At 63.3% G+C, this 15,248-nt stretch carries 14 protein-coding genes; 5 read left to right on the forward strand and 9 right to left on the reverse strand.

The window, feature by feature from the left end; genetic code table 11:
* The first annotated feature begins 399 nt into the window (after positions 1–399).
* The 4 genes from JMY28_RS13370 to JMY28_RS13380 all read left to right on the forward strand — a co-directional run bounded on the left by JMY28_RS13370 (position 400) and on the right by JMY28_RS13380 (position 5,738).
* Positions 400–3,216, forward strand: a complete 2,817-nt coding sequence (locus JMY28_RS13370) for a YadA-like family protein (protein ID WP_201696417.1) — start codon at positions 400–402, stop codon at positions 3,214–3,216.
* 513 nt (positions 3,217–3,729) lie between these two features.
* Positions 3,730–4,299, forward strand: coding sequence for a hypothetical protein (locus tag JMY28_RS13375; RefSeq protein ID WP_201696418.1), 570 nt, complete (start codon positions 3,730–3,732; stop codon positions 4,297–4,299).
* Positions 4,300–4,330: 31 nt separating this feature from the next.
* Positions 4,331–4,462 carry a hypothetical protein gene (locus JMY28_RS39330; protein ID WP_268960635.1) on the forward strand — a complete coding sequence of 44 codons (132 nt, stop codon included), beginning with the start codon at positions 4,331–4,333 and terminating at the stop codon, positions 4,460–4,462.
* Between the two features lie 229 nt (positions 4,463–4,691).
* Positions 4,692–5,738 (forward strand): DUF1254 domain-containing protein, encoded by a 1,047-nt coding sequence (locus JMY28_RS13380; RefSeq protein ID WP_236596845.1) that lies wholly within the window; start codon positions 4,692–4,694, stop codon positions 5,736–5,738.
* Between the two features lie 167 nt (positions 5,739–5,905).
* Here JMY28_RS13380 and JMY28_RS13385 read toward each other — a convergent pair whose 3' ends face one another.
* The 3 genes from JMY28_RS13385 to JMY28_RS13395 form a co-directional block, all read right to left on the reverse strand.
* Entirely contained in the window at positions 5,906–6,286 is a 381-nt protein-coding gene (locus JMY28_RS13385; protein ID WP_201696420.1) for a cupin domain-containing protein, read from the reverse strand.
* Positions 6,287–6,500: 214 nt separating this feature from the next.
* Complete coding sequence (locus JMY28_RS13390) at positions 6,501–6,677, reverse strand: helix-turn-helix domain-containing protein (RefSeq protein WP_201696421.1); 177 nt, start codon at positions 6,675–6,677, stop codon at positions 6,501–6,503.
* 167 nt (positions 6,678–6,844) lie between these two features.
* Positions 6,845–7,741: a LysR family transcriptional regulator gene (locus JMY28_RS13395; protein ID WP_201696422.1), complete on the reverse strand. Its 897-nt coding sequence runs from the start codon at positions 7,739–7,741 to the stop codon at positions 6,845–6,847.
* A gap of 84 nt (positions 7,742–7,825) precedes the next feature.
* Between JMY28_RS13395 and JMY28_RS13400 the strand changes: the two genes are divergently transcribed.
* On the forward strand, positions 7,826–8,602 hold the full coding sequence (locus tag JMY28_RS13400; protein WP_201696423.1) for an NAD(P)H-dependent oxidoreductase: 777 nt from the start codon (positions 7,826–7,828) through the stop codon (positions 8,600–8,602).
* A gap of 31 nt (positions 8,603–8,633) precedes the next feature.
* Here the strand turns inward: JMY28_RS13400 and JMY28_RS13405 are convergent, their stop codons facing one another.
* The 6 genes from JMY28_RS13405 to JMY28_RS13430 all read right to left on the reverse strand — a co-directional run bounded on the left by JMY28_RS13405 (position 8,634) and on the right by JMY28_RS13430 (position 14,941).
* Positions 8,634–9,566 (reverse strand): hypothetical protein, encoded by a 933-nt coding sequence (locus JMY28_RS13405; protein WP_201696665.1) that lies wholly within the window; start codon positions 9,564–9,566, stop codon positions 8,634–8,636.
* Between the two features lie 132 nt (positions 9,567–9,698).
* Entirely contained in the window at positions 9,699–10,079 is a 381-nt protein-coding gene (locus tag JMY28_RS13410; protein WP_236596846.1) for a potassium channel family protein, read from the reverse strand.
* A complete protein-coding gene (locus JMY28_RS13415; RefSeq protein ID WP_201696424.1) occupies positions 10,076–11,116 on the reverse strand; it encodes a DUF2955 domain-containing protein in 1,041 nt (346 codons plus the stop codon). Before JMY28_RS13415 ends, JMY28_RS13410 begins: the two co-directional genes overlap by 4 nt.
* A gap of 9 nt (positions 11,117–11,125) precedes the next feature.
* Entirely contained in the window at positions 11,126–12,247 is a 1,122-nt protein-coding gene (locus tag JMY28_RS13420) for an HlyD family secretion protein (protein WP_201696425.1), read from the reverse strand.
* Positions 12,244–13,773: a TolC family protein gene (locus JMY28_RS13425; protein WP_268960636.1), complete on the reverse strand. Its 1,530-nt coding sequence runs from the start codon at positions 13,771–13,773 to the stop codon at positions 12,244–12,246. The genes JMY28_RS13420 and JMY28_RS13425 overlap by 4 nt, the downstream gene beginning before the upstream one ends.
* Positions 13,774–13,834: 61 nt before the next feature.
* Complete coding sequence (locus JMY28_RS13430) at positions 13,835–14,941, reverse strand: AI-2E family transporter (protein ID WP_201696427.1); 1,107 nt, start codon at positions 14,939–14,941, stop codon at positions 13,835–13,837.
* Between the last annotated feature and the right edge of the window lie 307 nt (positions 14,942–15,248).

Raw genomic sequence — 15,248 nt, forward strand, 5'->3', positions numbered from 1 at the left:
TCTGACGGCCCGCTGCCGCTCGGTCGCCTGATCCAACCCTCGCGCCGATGCGCTCGCCCGCGAGGGACAAGCGGGTCATCTCTCAATTCATCACTACGGCATCGCTACGCGCGGCTTGTCCGCGCGCTTAAGCATTTGCTGCGGCCCATCGCAGCCTTCGCCCAATTTCAGTTAAGCGTCTGCGGTGAGATCCTCTAACTCAAGGATCGAACGAACGATTTGCACTGCGCAAGTGTGGCGTTCGGTCGCAGTGACGGAAGTGCGAGTTGTGTGGTCCTCGATTTCGGGACCCATGCTATATGGTTAGGTATCCATATTAAATCGTTATCCGTCGTCGCAAGGCATGGGACGGAGAAGATCGATGTTCATGCCGCTAAATATCTCATCGGAGCAAGCGTCGTGAACAAGATCTATCGATTGGTGTGGAGCAGAAAACTCAACAATTTCGTAGCAGCGAGCGAATCGTCGAAGGCAAACGGAAAGGGGGGCGGCGAACGCGGCAGCAAGGCGGGCGTCCTTCGATTTGCGTCGTTCGGCGGCGTGGTCGCCTCGCTCGTGTTGGCAGCTTCACCATTTCTCGCGCAGAACGCATTCGCCGGTGCGGGGATCTTCATCAACGACGGCAACGATAACGGCTGCACGCTCATCACGGATGAACAATACAACCTGCCGACTGGAACCACGGCAAACGGCACGACGACGTCGTTCGGCACGAATAGCAAGCTTCGCAACATCGCATCGAATGCGCTTTGCCTTTCGGGAGACAAGGCATCGCAAACCAATCGCGCACTGTTCTACAGCGACGCCAACCCCGGCGCCACGGCGGCAAGCACTTCGCTGACGCTCGGTGGCGAGCTCTACGTCAATGGCGGCAATCTCGGTGTGGGTGGCGGTCAGACGGGTGCGATGGCCAACAGCATGCGCATCGGTAGTACTGCGACGTTGAATGGCATTTCGGGTGTGAGCTCGCTGGCGATCGGCGGTGGAAGTGCGCCAACGGTGGCGTCGGGCACCGATTCGATCGCGGTAGGAACCGGCGGGACCGCGAGCGCCGCATCGGCTGTCGCGATCGGCGCCGGCGCGAGCGCGAGCCAGGCGCAGAGTGTCGCGCTCGGCGCGGGCTCGGTCACGGGCGAAGCCGTGAAGACCCCGGGCGCGACCATCGCGGGCAATGCCTATAGTTTTGCGGGTGCCAACCCCGGTAGCACGGTCAGCGTGGGTGCTGCCGGCAGTGAGCGCACCGTCACGAACGTGGCCGCCGGACGATTGAGCCAGACGAGCACCGATGCCGTGAACGGCTCGCAACTCTATGCAACCAACCAGGCGCTCGAACTGCTCGACGGGTCGATCAAGCATGTCGCCAGCGATGCATTGATGTGGGACCCTGCCGCGAACAATGGCGCCGGTGCTTATAGCGCGCGCCATGGCACGACGGGCAGCAACAAGATCACCAACGTCGCCGATGGCAGCGACCCGAGCGACGCGGTCAACGTCGAGCAATTGAACGCAGCGACCTCCCAGCCGATCACGTTCGCGGGCAATACCGGTTCGGCGCCGCGCAAGCTCGGCGAAACCATGAACATCACCGGCGCGGCATCGACCGCTGGCACATACTCGGGCGGCAACCTCAATACCGTGGTCGACGCCAATGGCGATATGCAACTGCGGATGGCGGATTCGCCGAAGTTCGGGACGGTCACAATCAACGAAGGCGGCACCGGCAAGATCACTGGCGTCGCCGACGGGACCGACGGTAGCGACGCGGTAAACAAGTCGCAACTGGACGCGGTGAATACCGTGGCGAACGCGGGCTGGAACATCCGCGCCAATCAGGGCTCATCAGACAACATCGCTCCTGGCGACACGCTTAACGTGGTTGATGGCAGCAACACGACCGCGAGCTACGATCCGCAGACGAAGAGCCTGAAGATCGACGTTTCCTCCGATCCGGCGTTCAACTCCGTAACGACAGGCAACACGGTCGTCAACAACGACGGCGTCGCCATCAATGGTGGTCCAAGCATGACGACCGGCGGTATCGACGCCGCCGGCCGGAAGATGACGAACGTAGCCGACGGCGATGTGAGCGAAAACAGCAAGGACGCCGTGAACGGCTCACAGCTGTACGCAATCAACAGCACGATCAACAACATCAACACGGGCAGCGGCATCAAGTACTTCCATGCCAACTCCGCGCTGCCGGACTCGCAGGCGATCGGCGCGAATTCGGTTGCTGTGGGTGGCGCGGCGAACGCGAGCGGCGCGGGCTCGATGGCGCTCGGCGCGAACGCAACGGCGAGTGCGGATAATGCCGTCGCGCTGGGCGCCGGGTCAACGGCGAATCGCGACAACACGGTTTCGGTTGGCGCGGCTGGAAGCGAACGGCAGATCACCAACGTCGCCGCGGGTACGGCGGACACCGATGCCGTCAACGTCTCGCAACTGAAGAATGCCGGCCTCGTGAACGGCGACGGGACCACCAACACCGCAGTCACTTACGGCACAAATCCCGATGGCTCGACCGACTACAGCACTGTCACGCTCAACGGCGGTTCGGGCGGCACGCGAATTCACAACGTGACGGCAGGCAGCGAGGGCACGGATGCCGTGAACGTGGACCAGCTCAACAGCGCGCTCAGCGTGATCAACAATTCGATGGTGAGCGCATCGAATCCGATGTTCACCGCGGACGGCAACCCGCAAACCGAGGCGGCGAACGCCAGGGGGGCGCACTCCACGGCGATGGGCGCGAATGCTACGGCCAACGCGGACAATTCGGTCGCGCTCGGAGCGGGCTCGGTCGCGAATCGCGCGAACACGGTGTCGGTCGGCGATGTCGGCAGCGAGCGGCAGATTACTAACGTCGCCGCGGGCACGCAAGGCACCGACGCTGTGAACCTGAATCAACTCAACGCGGCATCCACACAGTCGCAGCAGTACACGGACCAGCAAATCGGCGGCATGCGATCGACGATCAACGACGTTGCACGCAATGCTTATTCCGGCGTAGCCGCAGCAACCGCGCTTTCGATGATTCCCGATGTCGATCTCGGCAAGACGATCGCGGTCGGAATTGGAACGGCGAACTACAAGGGATACCAGGCCACGGCGCTCGGCGTCACCGCGCGCGTAAAGCAGAACGTGAAGGTGCGCGTGGGCGCGGGGTTGAGTTCTGGCGGCACCACGGTGGGTGTAGGTGCGTCGTATCAGTGGTAGGCAGGTGTTTGAGCGCAGTGCTCCGGTTCGTATTCGCGCAAGGCGGATAACGAGCACGCCGGGCAACGGTTACCAAACGATCGAAGATGCCGCGGCATGGCCCCGGCACCACACAATGTTAGCGAGAAAATGATGAACATCCGAATCCTTCTTGTCGCCGCGTGCATGACGATGGCCGCGGGTTGCTCGACAGCGTCGGGTCCGACGCACAACACCGACACCATCAAGTTGCAGGGTGGCGCGCAAATCTACCGAGTGCAATGCCAGGGACTATTCGAAAGCAGCAAGACGTGTATGAAACAGGCAGAGAAGCTATGCGGTGACCAGAATGTACGCGAGTTGTCTTCTATCCAGCCTGCAACTGCCGGATCGAATCCCGAAGCAGACAAGCGCGAGATCACGTTTAGCTGCGAGGCGCCTGCCGCCAACTGATGCGTTTCACTGGCCGGGGCGGCGAATCGCGCCACGCCGGAATGTGCAGGCATTTCATCGAATCACTTTTAGGAGTTCAAAATGAAGATTTCCACTCTTGCAGCCGCAATGTTGATCGGCATGACCGTTGCGGCAACCGCTGGCGCTCACGACGCACTGAGCGCTTCGACCCGCGAGATCGTTGCGCAGTCCCCCGCCATTACGATTCGCGCAGAGGTTCTCTCGGTCGATCGCGCCGGGAACACCATGATGGTTCTGGGCCCAATGGGCAACCTGGTGCAGATGCCGCTCGTCACGTCGCAGCAGCCCGGCATGCTCGTGGCCGCGGGTGACCAGATCGACATGCAATACAGGGATGCGGTGGCAGTCGACGTGCAGAAGCTGAATGGGTCGTCGAACGGGATTCGCAAGCGTGTCGATACCGGCGTTCTCGTTGCGCAGACGCGCGGCTACGAAGTCGCGCACCAGGTCGAAGTCGAGGCGACGGTCCAGGACGTCAACCTGAAGGACCGCCGGCTCAAACTGCGCGGCCCGTACCAGCCCGTGACGGTCGAGGTTGCAAAGGGCGTGGACATGCAGCACGTGCGCCCGGGCGACACCGTACGACTCGTATTCGTATCGACGTACGCGGTGAGCGAGGCTCGCGGTTAAGCATCCCCTCTCACGGGACCGGACGGCCGTCATGGCGACCGTCACCACGGCTGTAGCGGCGGCCTTCATTGTCGAAGCGCGCGGCGTATTATTCGCCCCCGATATTGTCGACGCGATGCATCGCGGAACGCCTGCTGCAACAGAGCCGCAGCGCATCGCCTGACCGGATGTGCGGAACGACAAGAGACTGACGGAAATCGACCCGATATAGCGGCCTGACGAGAGGTCGCCTGGGCGACGACCGCTCGCGCTGGCTTCCAGCCGTTGCGTCAGTACCCCACCCCAAAACGAGAGGGGCGCCGCCACCTCCCCACCTATAAGATCGTCAACCGGACCAACTGGGTCTCGACATTGAAGAAAAGACAGGAGGAGGCATGAAGTCGAAGGTTCGCTTGTTGCGCCGTTTCAGGCTTTCGCTCGCGGTAGCCCTTGCAACGGCGGGGCTGCCGGTCGCTGCACAGACAGCCGCCAGTCCAGGCGCCGTACCGGTAACAGTAGACAACTTCGTGCGTGCCGAAACTGACATGTACTTTTCGGCACTCGCAAAACACGGCGGCTTCGGCACGCTCCTTCACTATCGCGACTTGATGCCCGTCGAGCGGCAGGCCGTCATACGGCCGAATCGCGATACCCTGTATTCCGCTGGCGTGTTCGATCTCGACGCTGGCGCTGTAACCATCACATTGCCGGACGCAGGCAAGCGCCTTCGCTCGATTGTCGCCATCAACGAGGACGAGAATGTTCCGCTGGTGGCGTACGGGAACGGGCCTTACACGTTCACGCGCAAGGCGGTCGGCACGCGTTACCTCCTGATCGGTGTACGAACGCTCACCGATGTTCGCGACCCCGCTGACATGCAGGCTGCCCATGCGTTGCAGGACGGTATCACGTGGCGGCAGGCGGCGAAGGGCAGCTTCGAGGTGCCGGACTGGGACCGGGCCTCGCAGCAGAGCGTGCATGATGCGCTCCTCAAGCTGGGATCCTCGCTCGGCGATCTGAATGGCGCGTTTGGCATGCCTGGCACGGTCTCGCCCGTACGGCATCTGATTGGCGCGGCCATGGCCTGGGGCGGTAACCCGGACAAGGACGCGGTCTACCTCAACGTCGTGCCACCGCGCAACGACGGCAACACGGTTTATCGGCTGAAAGTTGCGAACGTGCCGGTGAAGGGTTTCTGGTCGATTAGCGTCTATAACGAGAAGGGCTTTTTTGAGCCGAACGCGCAGGGTGCGTACACGGTCAGCAGCGTTTTGGCGAAGCGGGACGCTGATGGCGCTGTAACGGTGCAATTTGGCGGTTGCGATGGGAGCGTGCCCAACTGTCTGGTCACGCCTCCCAACTGGAACTACATGGTGCGCCTGTACCGACCGAACGCAGCGGTATTGAACGGTCGCTGGAAGTTTCCTGAAGCTCATGAGGTCGCTCAAGCAGCACAGTAACGAAACTCCCGCTTTTGTGGTTGAACGACTCCTCTCAGACGGCGGATTCAACCGGTTGATGCAATAGATTGCTGGAACCGTTCAGTTGGCGTTTCATAATTCAGTGCCTTCCCGGCGCGGTCCAGCGGCTGAGGGGAAAGCGGGTGCCGTGCCCGTGACAAGGGGCGTTATCGACGCAACTGCTGCTCGATCGTCCTCGTCAACGGCGACTCAACGTCGCCTGTGTGCTTCGTCTGCACGGGCTCGATCAGCACGATCCAGCATTCGTCGTCGGCTACCGGGTTGTGCAGCGTGCCGCGCGGCACCACGTGCATCGAACCTGCGGGCAAATCGACAACATGCCCGCCTTCGTATTCGATCTTCAGATGGCCGCGCACGACGAAGAATAGTTCGTCCTCGTGCGCATGGTCGTGCCACACGAGTTGGCCGCGCACTTTCGCGACCTTCACGTATTGATCATTGACCTGCGCGACAACTTTCGGCGACCAGTATTCGGACACGTCGCCGAACGCGGCTTCGAGATCAAACGATTCGGCAAATGGACTCATAGCTGCAGACCTCTCCACACTCGAATACTGACGCGCCCACGTTACGGGCTTGCCCAATCAAAATACAAAAGAGCGAAATCCAACCGCTCCGTCTTGCTGCAATGGCTAAATGCGGGCGCGCAGTTCAATGAGGGCCGGCGTGGCCGACCGTAGGGTGTCAGCAGAAACGCTCACTGCGCGGATAGCGTTTTGCTCGCGTTTGAGACTACGCCCCTTAGCGACGCCTGTCTTGAACGATCGTGACGACGCGCTCCGATGCGCCGCCCGCGATCCGCAACCAGCGCGCCGGCGCAATGCCGAAGGTCTTCGTGAAATGGCGCGTCATGTGGGCCTGGTCCGAGAACCCCGCGCAGGCCGCAACGTCGGCGAGCGGCATGCCACGCAGCATCATCGTGCGCGCGTCGCAACGGGGTCGGCGCGCAGCAGCCAGTCGGCGCGGCGCTGGGGATCGATCGGATTCATGGTGGTTGTTCTGGTGCGGCGCAATGTGGCCGAGGGCCGGCGCGCGCCACGAGGATTGTGGCACAGGCGCGCCATACCCGCAGGCACAGCCAGGTGCTACACGGCGCGGGCGATCTGCTCGCGTAGCCAGCGGTGCGCGGGGTCGCGGTGCGAGCGTTCGTGCCAGAGCATGCACATTTCGTAGCCGGGCACCTCGATGGGCGGCTCGACCACGCGCAGTGCCGCCCGTTCGCGCACGAGCCGCCACGGCAGCATTGCCACGAGGTCGCTGCGTTCGAGTACGGAAATGACGAAAAGAAAGTGCGGGACGGAGAGCACGACGCGCCGCGTGAGTCCGGCTTGTGACAGCGCTTCGTCGGTGATGCCGCGAAATCCGCCGCCATCGGGCGAGACGATAACGTGCTCCAGTGCGCAAAACTGCCGGGCGCTCGGACGGCGTTTGAGGCGCGGATGGTCAGCGCGGCCCGCAAGCACGTAGCGCTCGGAGAAGAGCACGCGCCGGCGCAGGTTCTCAGGTGCATCGCTGGTGGTATGGAACGCCAGATCGATTTCGCCCTGCGCCGCCTGCTTCGCGACGCGCGCAGGTGCGAGTTCCACTACGGCCAGGCGCGTATGCGGCGCGGCTTCGCGCAAGCCACGCAGGGCTGGCAACGCGATGGTGGACTCACCATAGTCGCTCGCGGCGACGCGCCAGGTATCGCTGGCGTCGGCTGGATCGAACGGGCTCTCGGGTGCAATCGCGCGCTCGACCGATTCGAGCGCCTCGCGTAGTGGCTCGCGCAACGCGAGCGCGCGCGCCGTGGGCTGCATGCCGCGCGGGCCGGGCAGCAGCAGCGGGTCGCCCAGTATCTCTCGCAGCTTCGCGAGATGCACGCTGACCGAGGGTTGTGAGAAGTTCAGGCGTTGCGCTGCGCGCGTGACGTTGTGCTCGGCGAGCAGCACGTCGAGCGTGACGAGGAGGTTGAGATCGAGGCTGCGTAAATTAACAGACATAATGGCTGGTATTTCCGTTATTCATTTCCACTATAGCAGGCACGGAACTAAGCTGGGTACGTGCCAGACCGCGGAACCCTTGCTATGAATATCCTGCTTGTCTATGCCCACCCTGAACCGAAGTCGCTCAACGGCGCGCTCAGGGACTTCACCGTCCAGCGTCTTGAGGCGGCGGGTCACGCCGTTCAGGTGTCGGACCTCTACGCGATGGACTGGAAAGCGACGCTCGACGCGCAGGACAGCGTCGAGCGCCCCGGCGACGCGCCTTTTCATCCGTCGCTTGATTCGAAACACGCTTTCGAGAACGGCCTCCAGGCGGGGGACATCGCGCGGGAGCAGGCCAAGCTTGTGTGGGCCGATACGCTCATCCTGCAGTTTCCGCTCTGGTGGTTCTCCATGCCTGCCATCCTCAAGGGCTGGGTGGAGCGTGTTTTCGCGTACGGCTTCGCCTATGGCGTGGGTGAGCACTCAGATGTGCGCTGGGGAAACCGCTACGGCGAGGGCACGCTCGCCGGAAAACGCGCGATGCTCGTCGTGACGATGGGCGGTTGGGCGTCGCACTACGGGCCGCGTGGCGTGAACGGGCCGATCGACGACATCCTCTTCCCGATTCATCATGGCGTACTCTATTACCCGGGCTACGACGTGCTGCCGCCGTTTCTCGTGTATCGCACGGGCCGCATGGACGAGGCGCGCTACGCGAAAACGCGCGACGCACTCGGCGCGCGCCTCGATGCACTGGCGCACACCGCGCCCATCGCGTTTCGCACACAGAACGGCGGTGCGTATGAAATTCCGGCGCTCACGTTGCGTGAAGACGTCGCGCCGGAGCGCACGGGGTTTGCGGCGCACGTAGCATAAGATGATGCGGTCCCCCACATCATTCGACATCCTAAAAGCTGACTGCCAGGCCAAACGAAACACCGTGCACGTTGTGGCCAAACACATAGCGCACCATTGCCCGCGTACGGGTGATGATGATGGGATACGTGCTGCTGTCGAGTTCGAGACCCACGCCCAGCGACGTAAGCTCGTTGAAGCCGAGTACCCCGGCGCTGTCGCCAAAGTAATGCGAGTAGGCGAACTCCAGCACGTAACGCACTGGCTTGTCCAGCGCGTGCCAGCCCGTTGGCGCGCGCCAGCGCGTCCAGAGGCTCACTTGCTGCGCCAGGGCCGAGCCCTGAACCGCTTGCGCACTGCCGCCGAAGCTGCGCAGGTAAATATCGGTCGCGCGTAACTCCGCGTCGATTTCGTAGTTCTCGCGGTAGTGCTCATAGTCGAGCATGAGCGAGCCGCCGTAGCCGTACGCGTCCAGATAGCCGTTGTTGAGGAACTGGAGATTGCTGTCCGTGACATGGTTGAACAACGTTTGTCCGACTCTCAGATCGCTGGAAACACGTCCAATCGTGCCGTTTATTATCGGGCGAAACACGAGCTCGTTGGTGATGCGGAAGTCCCAGCCAAGCCCCACCGTGCCGCTGAAGGTATTCCACCGCGTGGGCAGCGCGCGCTGCTCTGCGCCGTCCGTCGCGATGAACGTCGGGTCGTAGCGGCTATAAGCGAGCGTACCTTCCATGTACAAGGGGAACGTCCGGCTAAGCGTGAAGCCCCCGCCTAGCTGTGTCTGGCCAAAGCCTGGGTTGCCGGTGGCGCCGTTATTGATCGAAAGCGAACTGGTGGTGACATCCGGAACCGTGGTGTAGGTCATGATGGACAGCACGGCATCCGCATGTTGCTTGATGTTGCCGCCTATCACCGTGCGGTTCGTCAGTTGATCCGGTACGCTCTGCGCGTGCGTCTGCAAGGGCAGCACGGCCGCGAGCATCGCCGCGCCAGATTTCACTAGCGTGATGCACAGTTGCGGCCAACGGACGTTGGTGTTCGTCATGTTCGATCCTGCCGGGTCCCGATGCCCGATTGGGTCTGAATACACCTGCTTGAGTTTGCTTAAGCCGGCTCACGCCCGATGGCGCGCCTGACGTGAGGCCTCCTGCACCCCGCGCACGGCGGCGGCAACGATCAATCCGGTAAACACGAGGCCGATCAGTCCGAGCAGCACCGCGTCGATGCGGCCGAACCCGGTGGTCGGCACCACGTCGCCATAGCCGATGGTCAGCGCCGTGATCGCGCAGAAGTACACGGTCTCGCCCATTGAAGAAGGGGTGCGGTTCAGCGTCTCCACCGCGCCGCCGAAATAGAACATGCAAATCGTCAGGATAACGAATATCAATAGCAGCCCACCGAGAAGCAGACGCATGTACCAGATGGTCTTGCCCGATTCCAGCAGGATTTCTCGCGCCCTCGGGGCATGGTCTGCGCTTTTGGGCGCATTGTTCATGGCGTATTCCTCTCAAGCGATGCTGAGCCACGCTGCGCGAACCGCTCGAATATTTGCAGCATCAGGCACGCGTAAGCGGTGACGGCGAGAAAGAGCGCCATGCGCACGGCGAATGCACGGTAAACGTCCTTGCCAGCCACGCTGTCCTGGACAGACTGACCCAGCAGAATGATCATGGTGACGAGGCTGTTCAGCCAGAAGCCGGGCGAGTAGCGCGTGGGGCGGATGCGATACAGCTTGCGCGCCACGAGCAAGCCGAACAGCAGCATCCACAGATAGAACATCCCGATATTCACAAAGAGCCTGAGCGCAAACCAGAACGCGACGGCGAGCAGCCCGCCGAGCGCCGTGGAGCCGAGCAACTCACGCGCCGCGCCGCGCGCCGAGGTGGTGCAGCTTTGCCTGCCGAGGCTCACGGACTTCATGATGATCGGCATGTAGCTCGCGGGGTCGTTCATCGCCAGCAACCAGGCGGGCATGACCACGAGCGCGGCCTGCAAGGCGATCCGCGATGCCGTCTCCTGCGGCATGACGCGCGCGGCGGGTTTGGCGCCTGCAGGTCCGGTCTCGGGAAACAGAGCGTGGGTGAAGATCGAAACGAGCACGGCGAGTAGCAGTCCTTTTACGAGCGCGCCGACCACCGTGGCGGCCAGTTGCTGGTCGGCCACGCCTGCCGCGGAAATCATCGTGAGGCCCGCCGCGAGGAACGTCGCCACGAGATTGTTGCCGCCGCGCAGGCCGGCCCGAAACGCAAGGAAGAGGCAAAGGCCGACGAGCAGCACACCGGCGAACGGGTAATAGCGCAGCACGGGAACGAGCAACAGGCCGCTGCCCGTTGTGAGCGCAACGACCAGCGCGAGTGCGAGCGCCGCCTTGAACGAAAGCGACCGGTTCTGAGTGGCCAGCAGAAAGACGGCGAGGACCGGTGCGATCACTGGAATCGGAAAGTCGAGCGCGAAGCTGATGGCAAGCGTGAGCGCCGTGCCTGTGGCCAGGCGTAGCGCGCGGCGGCCGGGAAGCGATGGGCTCGTTTGCATAGGGGCCGTTTAGTAGACGTAGGAGAGCCAGCTCATCACGCGCAGGAACACGCGGCCGAGCGGATTGAGCGGGTTGCCTGTACCCGGAAACGCCATCACTTCGGCCTGGCCGCCCACACGAACGTTGCGCAGCCGTGCGCGCTCGTCATCGTCGAACTCGACGATCACGGGAAAGCGTTGCGCGGGCCGCAGCCAGTCGCGGCTGTTCTGCACGGTGGGCAGGGTGCCGGGCGGCGTGCTTTGGCCGACGCTCACGCCATAGCCGATGCTGCGGATGCGTCCCGCGAACACTTCGCCCGGCAGCGCGTCGAGCGCGATGGCGACAGGCGTGCCCGCATGAAGATGGCCCAGATTATTCTCCGTCATGTCCGCGCTGACCCAGACATCGTGAATGGCGATGAGTGTCATCACCGGATTACCCGCCGCCGCGAACTGGCCGACTTCGGTGCGCAGGTCGGTGATCACGCCCGCGGAGCGCGCGCGAATGCGCGTATTGGCGAGATCGAGTTCGGCCTTTTCGAGCGCGCCAGCCGCGCTGCGCAACTGCGCGTTCTCCGCTTCGTTGCCGCCTTGCTGCTCGCGTGCGCGTTCGATTTCGGCCCGGGCGCTTTCGACCTGGCTTTGCGCCTGCTCGTGCGTGGCGCGCGCCACTTCGAGCCGCCGCAGCGAGACCGTGCCCTCGTCTTCGCGATACAGCCGCTCCAGCCGGTCGCTATCCTGGCGTGCCTTGACCTCGTTGGCGAGCGCCGCGCGCAGTGAGGCTTGCGCCGAATCGATACCGGCGGTGCTCGCGCCGATCTGCCGACGCGTGGATTCGAGGTCGGCGCGCGCGCGGTCGGTGGCAATGCGATATTGCGCGTTGTCGATTTCGAACAGCACGTCGCCCGCGTTGACCTCCTGGTTGTTGTGTACGAGCACGCGCGTGACGTGTCCCGACACTTCGGCCGCAACGGGCACAACGTAGGCCGTCACACGCGCCTGCTGCGTATAGGGCGTGAAGCGATCGGCAAGCAGGTACCAGAGCAAGCTGATAGCGATCAGGACTACGACCCACTTGATCGCTTTGCCGGACGAGTCGGAAGCCGGCGGCGGCGCCTGGGGTGTGCTCGGAGGTCCGGACGCGCTGCTCATCGTGTCGGCCCTTCCGGTTGATTGCCAGGACGCTGCGCGGCAGAAGGCGATGCCGGTTCGTCGAGCAGGTCGCCCCAGTCCGTGCGTCGCTGCATTTGCGCGCGCGTGGCGGGATCGATGAGCGGTTGCTGCAGATCCCAGCCGCCGTCCACGGCCTTGTACAGCGCGATCAGGCCGCTCACGGCGTCGCCGCGATTAACGACGAACGCGTCCTGCTGCGCGGAGAGTGCGCGCTGCGCGTCGAGCACGCGCTGGAAGTCCGAGTACCCTTCGCGGTAGATCGTGTTGGCGAGCGTGAGCGAGCGCTGCGCCGCACCTTGCGCGTCGTGCAGGATCGTATCGCGCTGCAGTGCCGCGCTGAGCGCCGTAGCGGCGTCGTCAGCCTCGCGCGCCGCTTCGCGCACCGTTTCCTGATAGGCGACGATCAGCTGCTGCAGGCGCGCGTCCTGCACGCGCACGTTGTTCGTAATGCGGCCGTGATCGAACAGGTTCCATGTGATGCTCGGGCCGCCCACCACGGCAAGCGTGTTCGGCGCACCGGCAAGCGAGCTGGCGCTCCACACGAGCGAGCCGACCAGTGAAATCGATGGGTACAGATCGGCTTTCGCCACGCCAATCAGCGCCGATTGCGCGGCCATCTGTTGCTCCGCTGCACGCACGTCCGGGCGACGCAGTAAAAGTCTCGCGGGCACATCCTGAAGCACGGCACGGTCGATGAGCGGGACGAAGCCCGCTTTGGCCGGCTGTACGTCGAGTTCCGGCAGCGGGCCGGGCGGCCGCCCAAGCAGCACGCAGAGCGCGTGACGCGCAACCTCGATCTGGCTCTCGAATACGGGAATGGTGCTCAGCGTGCCGAGATATTGTGTTTTCGCTTGCTGGAGATCGAGCTCGTCGGTTTCGCCGCTCTTGAAGAGCTTTTGCGTGATGTCGTAGCTGCGCTTTTGCAGCTGTGCGTTTGCGCGCGCAATACGCAGGCGCGCTTCGGTCGTGCGCAGCGCGAAATAGGTGTCCGCGACTTGCGCGTGAATGAGCACGAGCGCGTCCTCGCGGTTGTCCTGGGCGGCGAAGAATGAGGCGTCGGCCGATTCGATCGCGCGGCTGAAGCGGCCCCAGAAGTCCAGTTCCCAGCCAATGCTAAAACCGAGACCATACTGAAAGTACGCGCCCGAACGTGGGTCGAAACCATCGTGGCGTTTTCGCGCCGAGGCCAGCACGTCGGCGTTGGCCTGCTGCACCTGCGGGTAACGTCCCGCGAGCGCGATACCTAGCTGGGCGCGCGCCTCGATCACACGCAATGCCGCGATCTTCAGGTCGCCGTTGCCCGCATCGGCAGCGGCCACCAGCTGTTCGAGATTTTCGTCGCCGAATACGTGCCACCATTGCCGCGCGTCGGGCGGCTCGTTAGGTCGCGCAGCGATCACGGTGACCTGATCGATCGACGCGCTGCTCCAGTGTTCGCTCCAGCTCTCGTGTTGCGGCTGAAAGTCGGGGCCCACGTGCATGCACGCGCTCAGTAGCGAGCTCAAGCAGGCACCAAGCGGGAGCCAGTGAGGGCGCTCGCAGAGGGACACAGGGCGGCCTCGCGGCTCAAGCCTGCTGTTCTTCTCGTGCGCGTTCGGGTTGAGGCTGGTCTTTCACCCAGCGCCAGAACAGTTGATAGCCAACGGCGAGCATCACCGGGCCGATGAACAGACCGATCACGCCGCCCGTGACCATGCCGCCAATCGCGCCGATCAGCACCACGGGCATCGGCACTGCCACGCCGCGGCCGAGCAGCAGCGGCTTGAGCACGTTGTCGGCGAGACCTGCAACGAACTCGTAGACGGAGAAGACGATAGTCGCCGTGCTCACGCCCTGCGTCATGATCACGAAGATAATGACGGGCACGGTGATGAGCGTGGCGGGCAACTGCATGATGCCGATCAGCAGCACGGCGAGCGCGAGCAGGCCCGCGCCGGGAACGCCCATCACGATGAAGCCAACGCCGATCAGCACCATCTGGATGAACGCGATGCCCACCACGCCCTGAGCGACCGCGCGAATCGTGGCCGTGCAAAGCTCGGCGATCTGCACGCCGTTCTCCGGGCCGGAAATGCGAGAAGCGATCAACACCGTGCTGCGATGGCCCTTGTCGCCATGCGCCATGAGAATTCCTGCAATGATCAGGGATACGAAGAAAACCAGCAGCGCGGCACCGAGGCCGGTGAGCGTGCCGAGGAGCGCGAGACCGGCCGTCTTCAGTTGCGGCGCGAACCGCTGCACGAGACCTGTGAGGTCGGTCGACGCCTGCATCCAGAAGTCGTATACGCGCTGGCCGACGATTGGCCAGTGAGCGATCGAGTCGGCGGGAGGCGGAATATGAAACGTCCCGCTCTTGGCGACGCTCATCGCATGCTCGATCGAATCGGCCACGGCGACGCCGAGCAGCCAGGTTGGCGCGAGGATCACGCCGAACGCCACGAGAATGATGAGCGACGCGATGACGCCATCCTTGTGAGCGAAACTGCGCTGCAGCTTCATTTGCAGCGGATAAAGCGTGACCGCGAGAATCACGGACCAGACCATGAGGTCGAGGAACGGAGCGAAGATGCGAAAGCAAAACATCGCCAGGACGGCAATGAGCGCGGCGCGGATCAGGACATCGAGTAGATCCCGGGACTGCGCCTTTGGCGTTGATGTAGTGGGCAGCAGCATGGTCTGTCTCTCCTCGATGGCCTGACGCGTCACTCAGACGCGCCGTGGCTCCTTTCGTGTTCCGGCGAGGGCCGCCAGAACCCCAGGTAGTACGAGAAACTGTCCGCCGACGTTGCGTTCGTTCCCAGCATGACCCCGTGACTGGGAGGGAAACTGCACGATGTTTGCAGTCACCTGTGAGTGGTGCGGAACGAGCCGTCGAATTGAGTCTATTACACGCGATGAAAGGGGACAACGAACGTGCGAACCCCGTTTGTGTCGGCGGGGAACCTGGTTAGCAGTGCGCTGAAAATGACGTCGTGCACGG

Source organism: Paraburkholderia hiiakae, from assembly GCF_904848665.1.
Taxonomy (GTDB): domain Bacteria; phylum Pseudomonadota; class Gammaproteobacteria; order Burkholderiales; family Burkholderiaceae; genus Paraburkholderia; species Paraburkholderia hiiakae.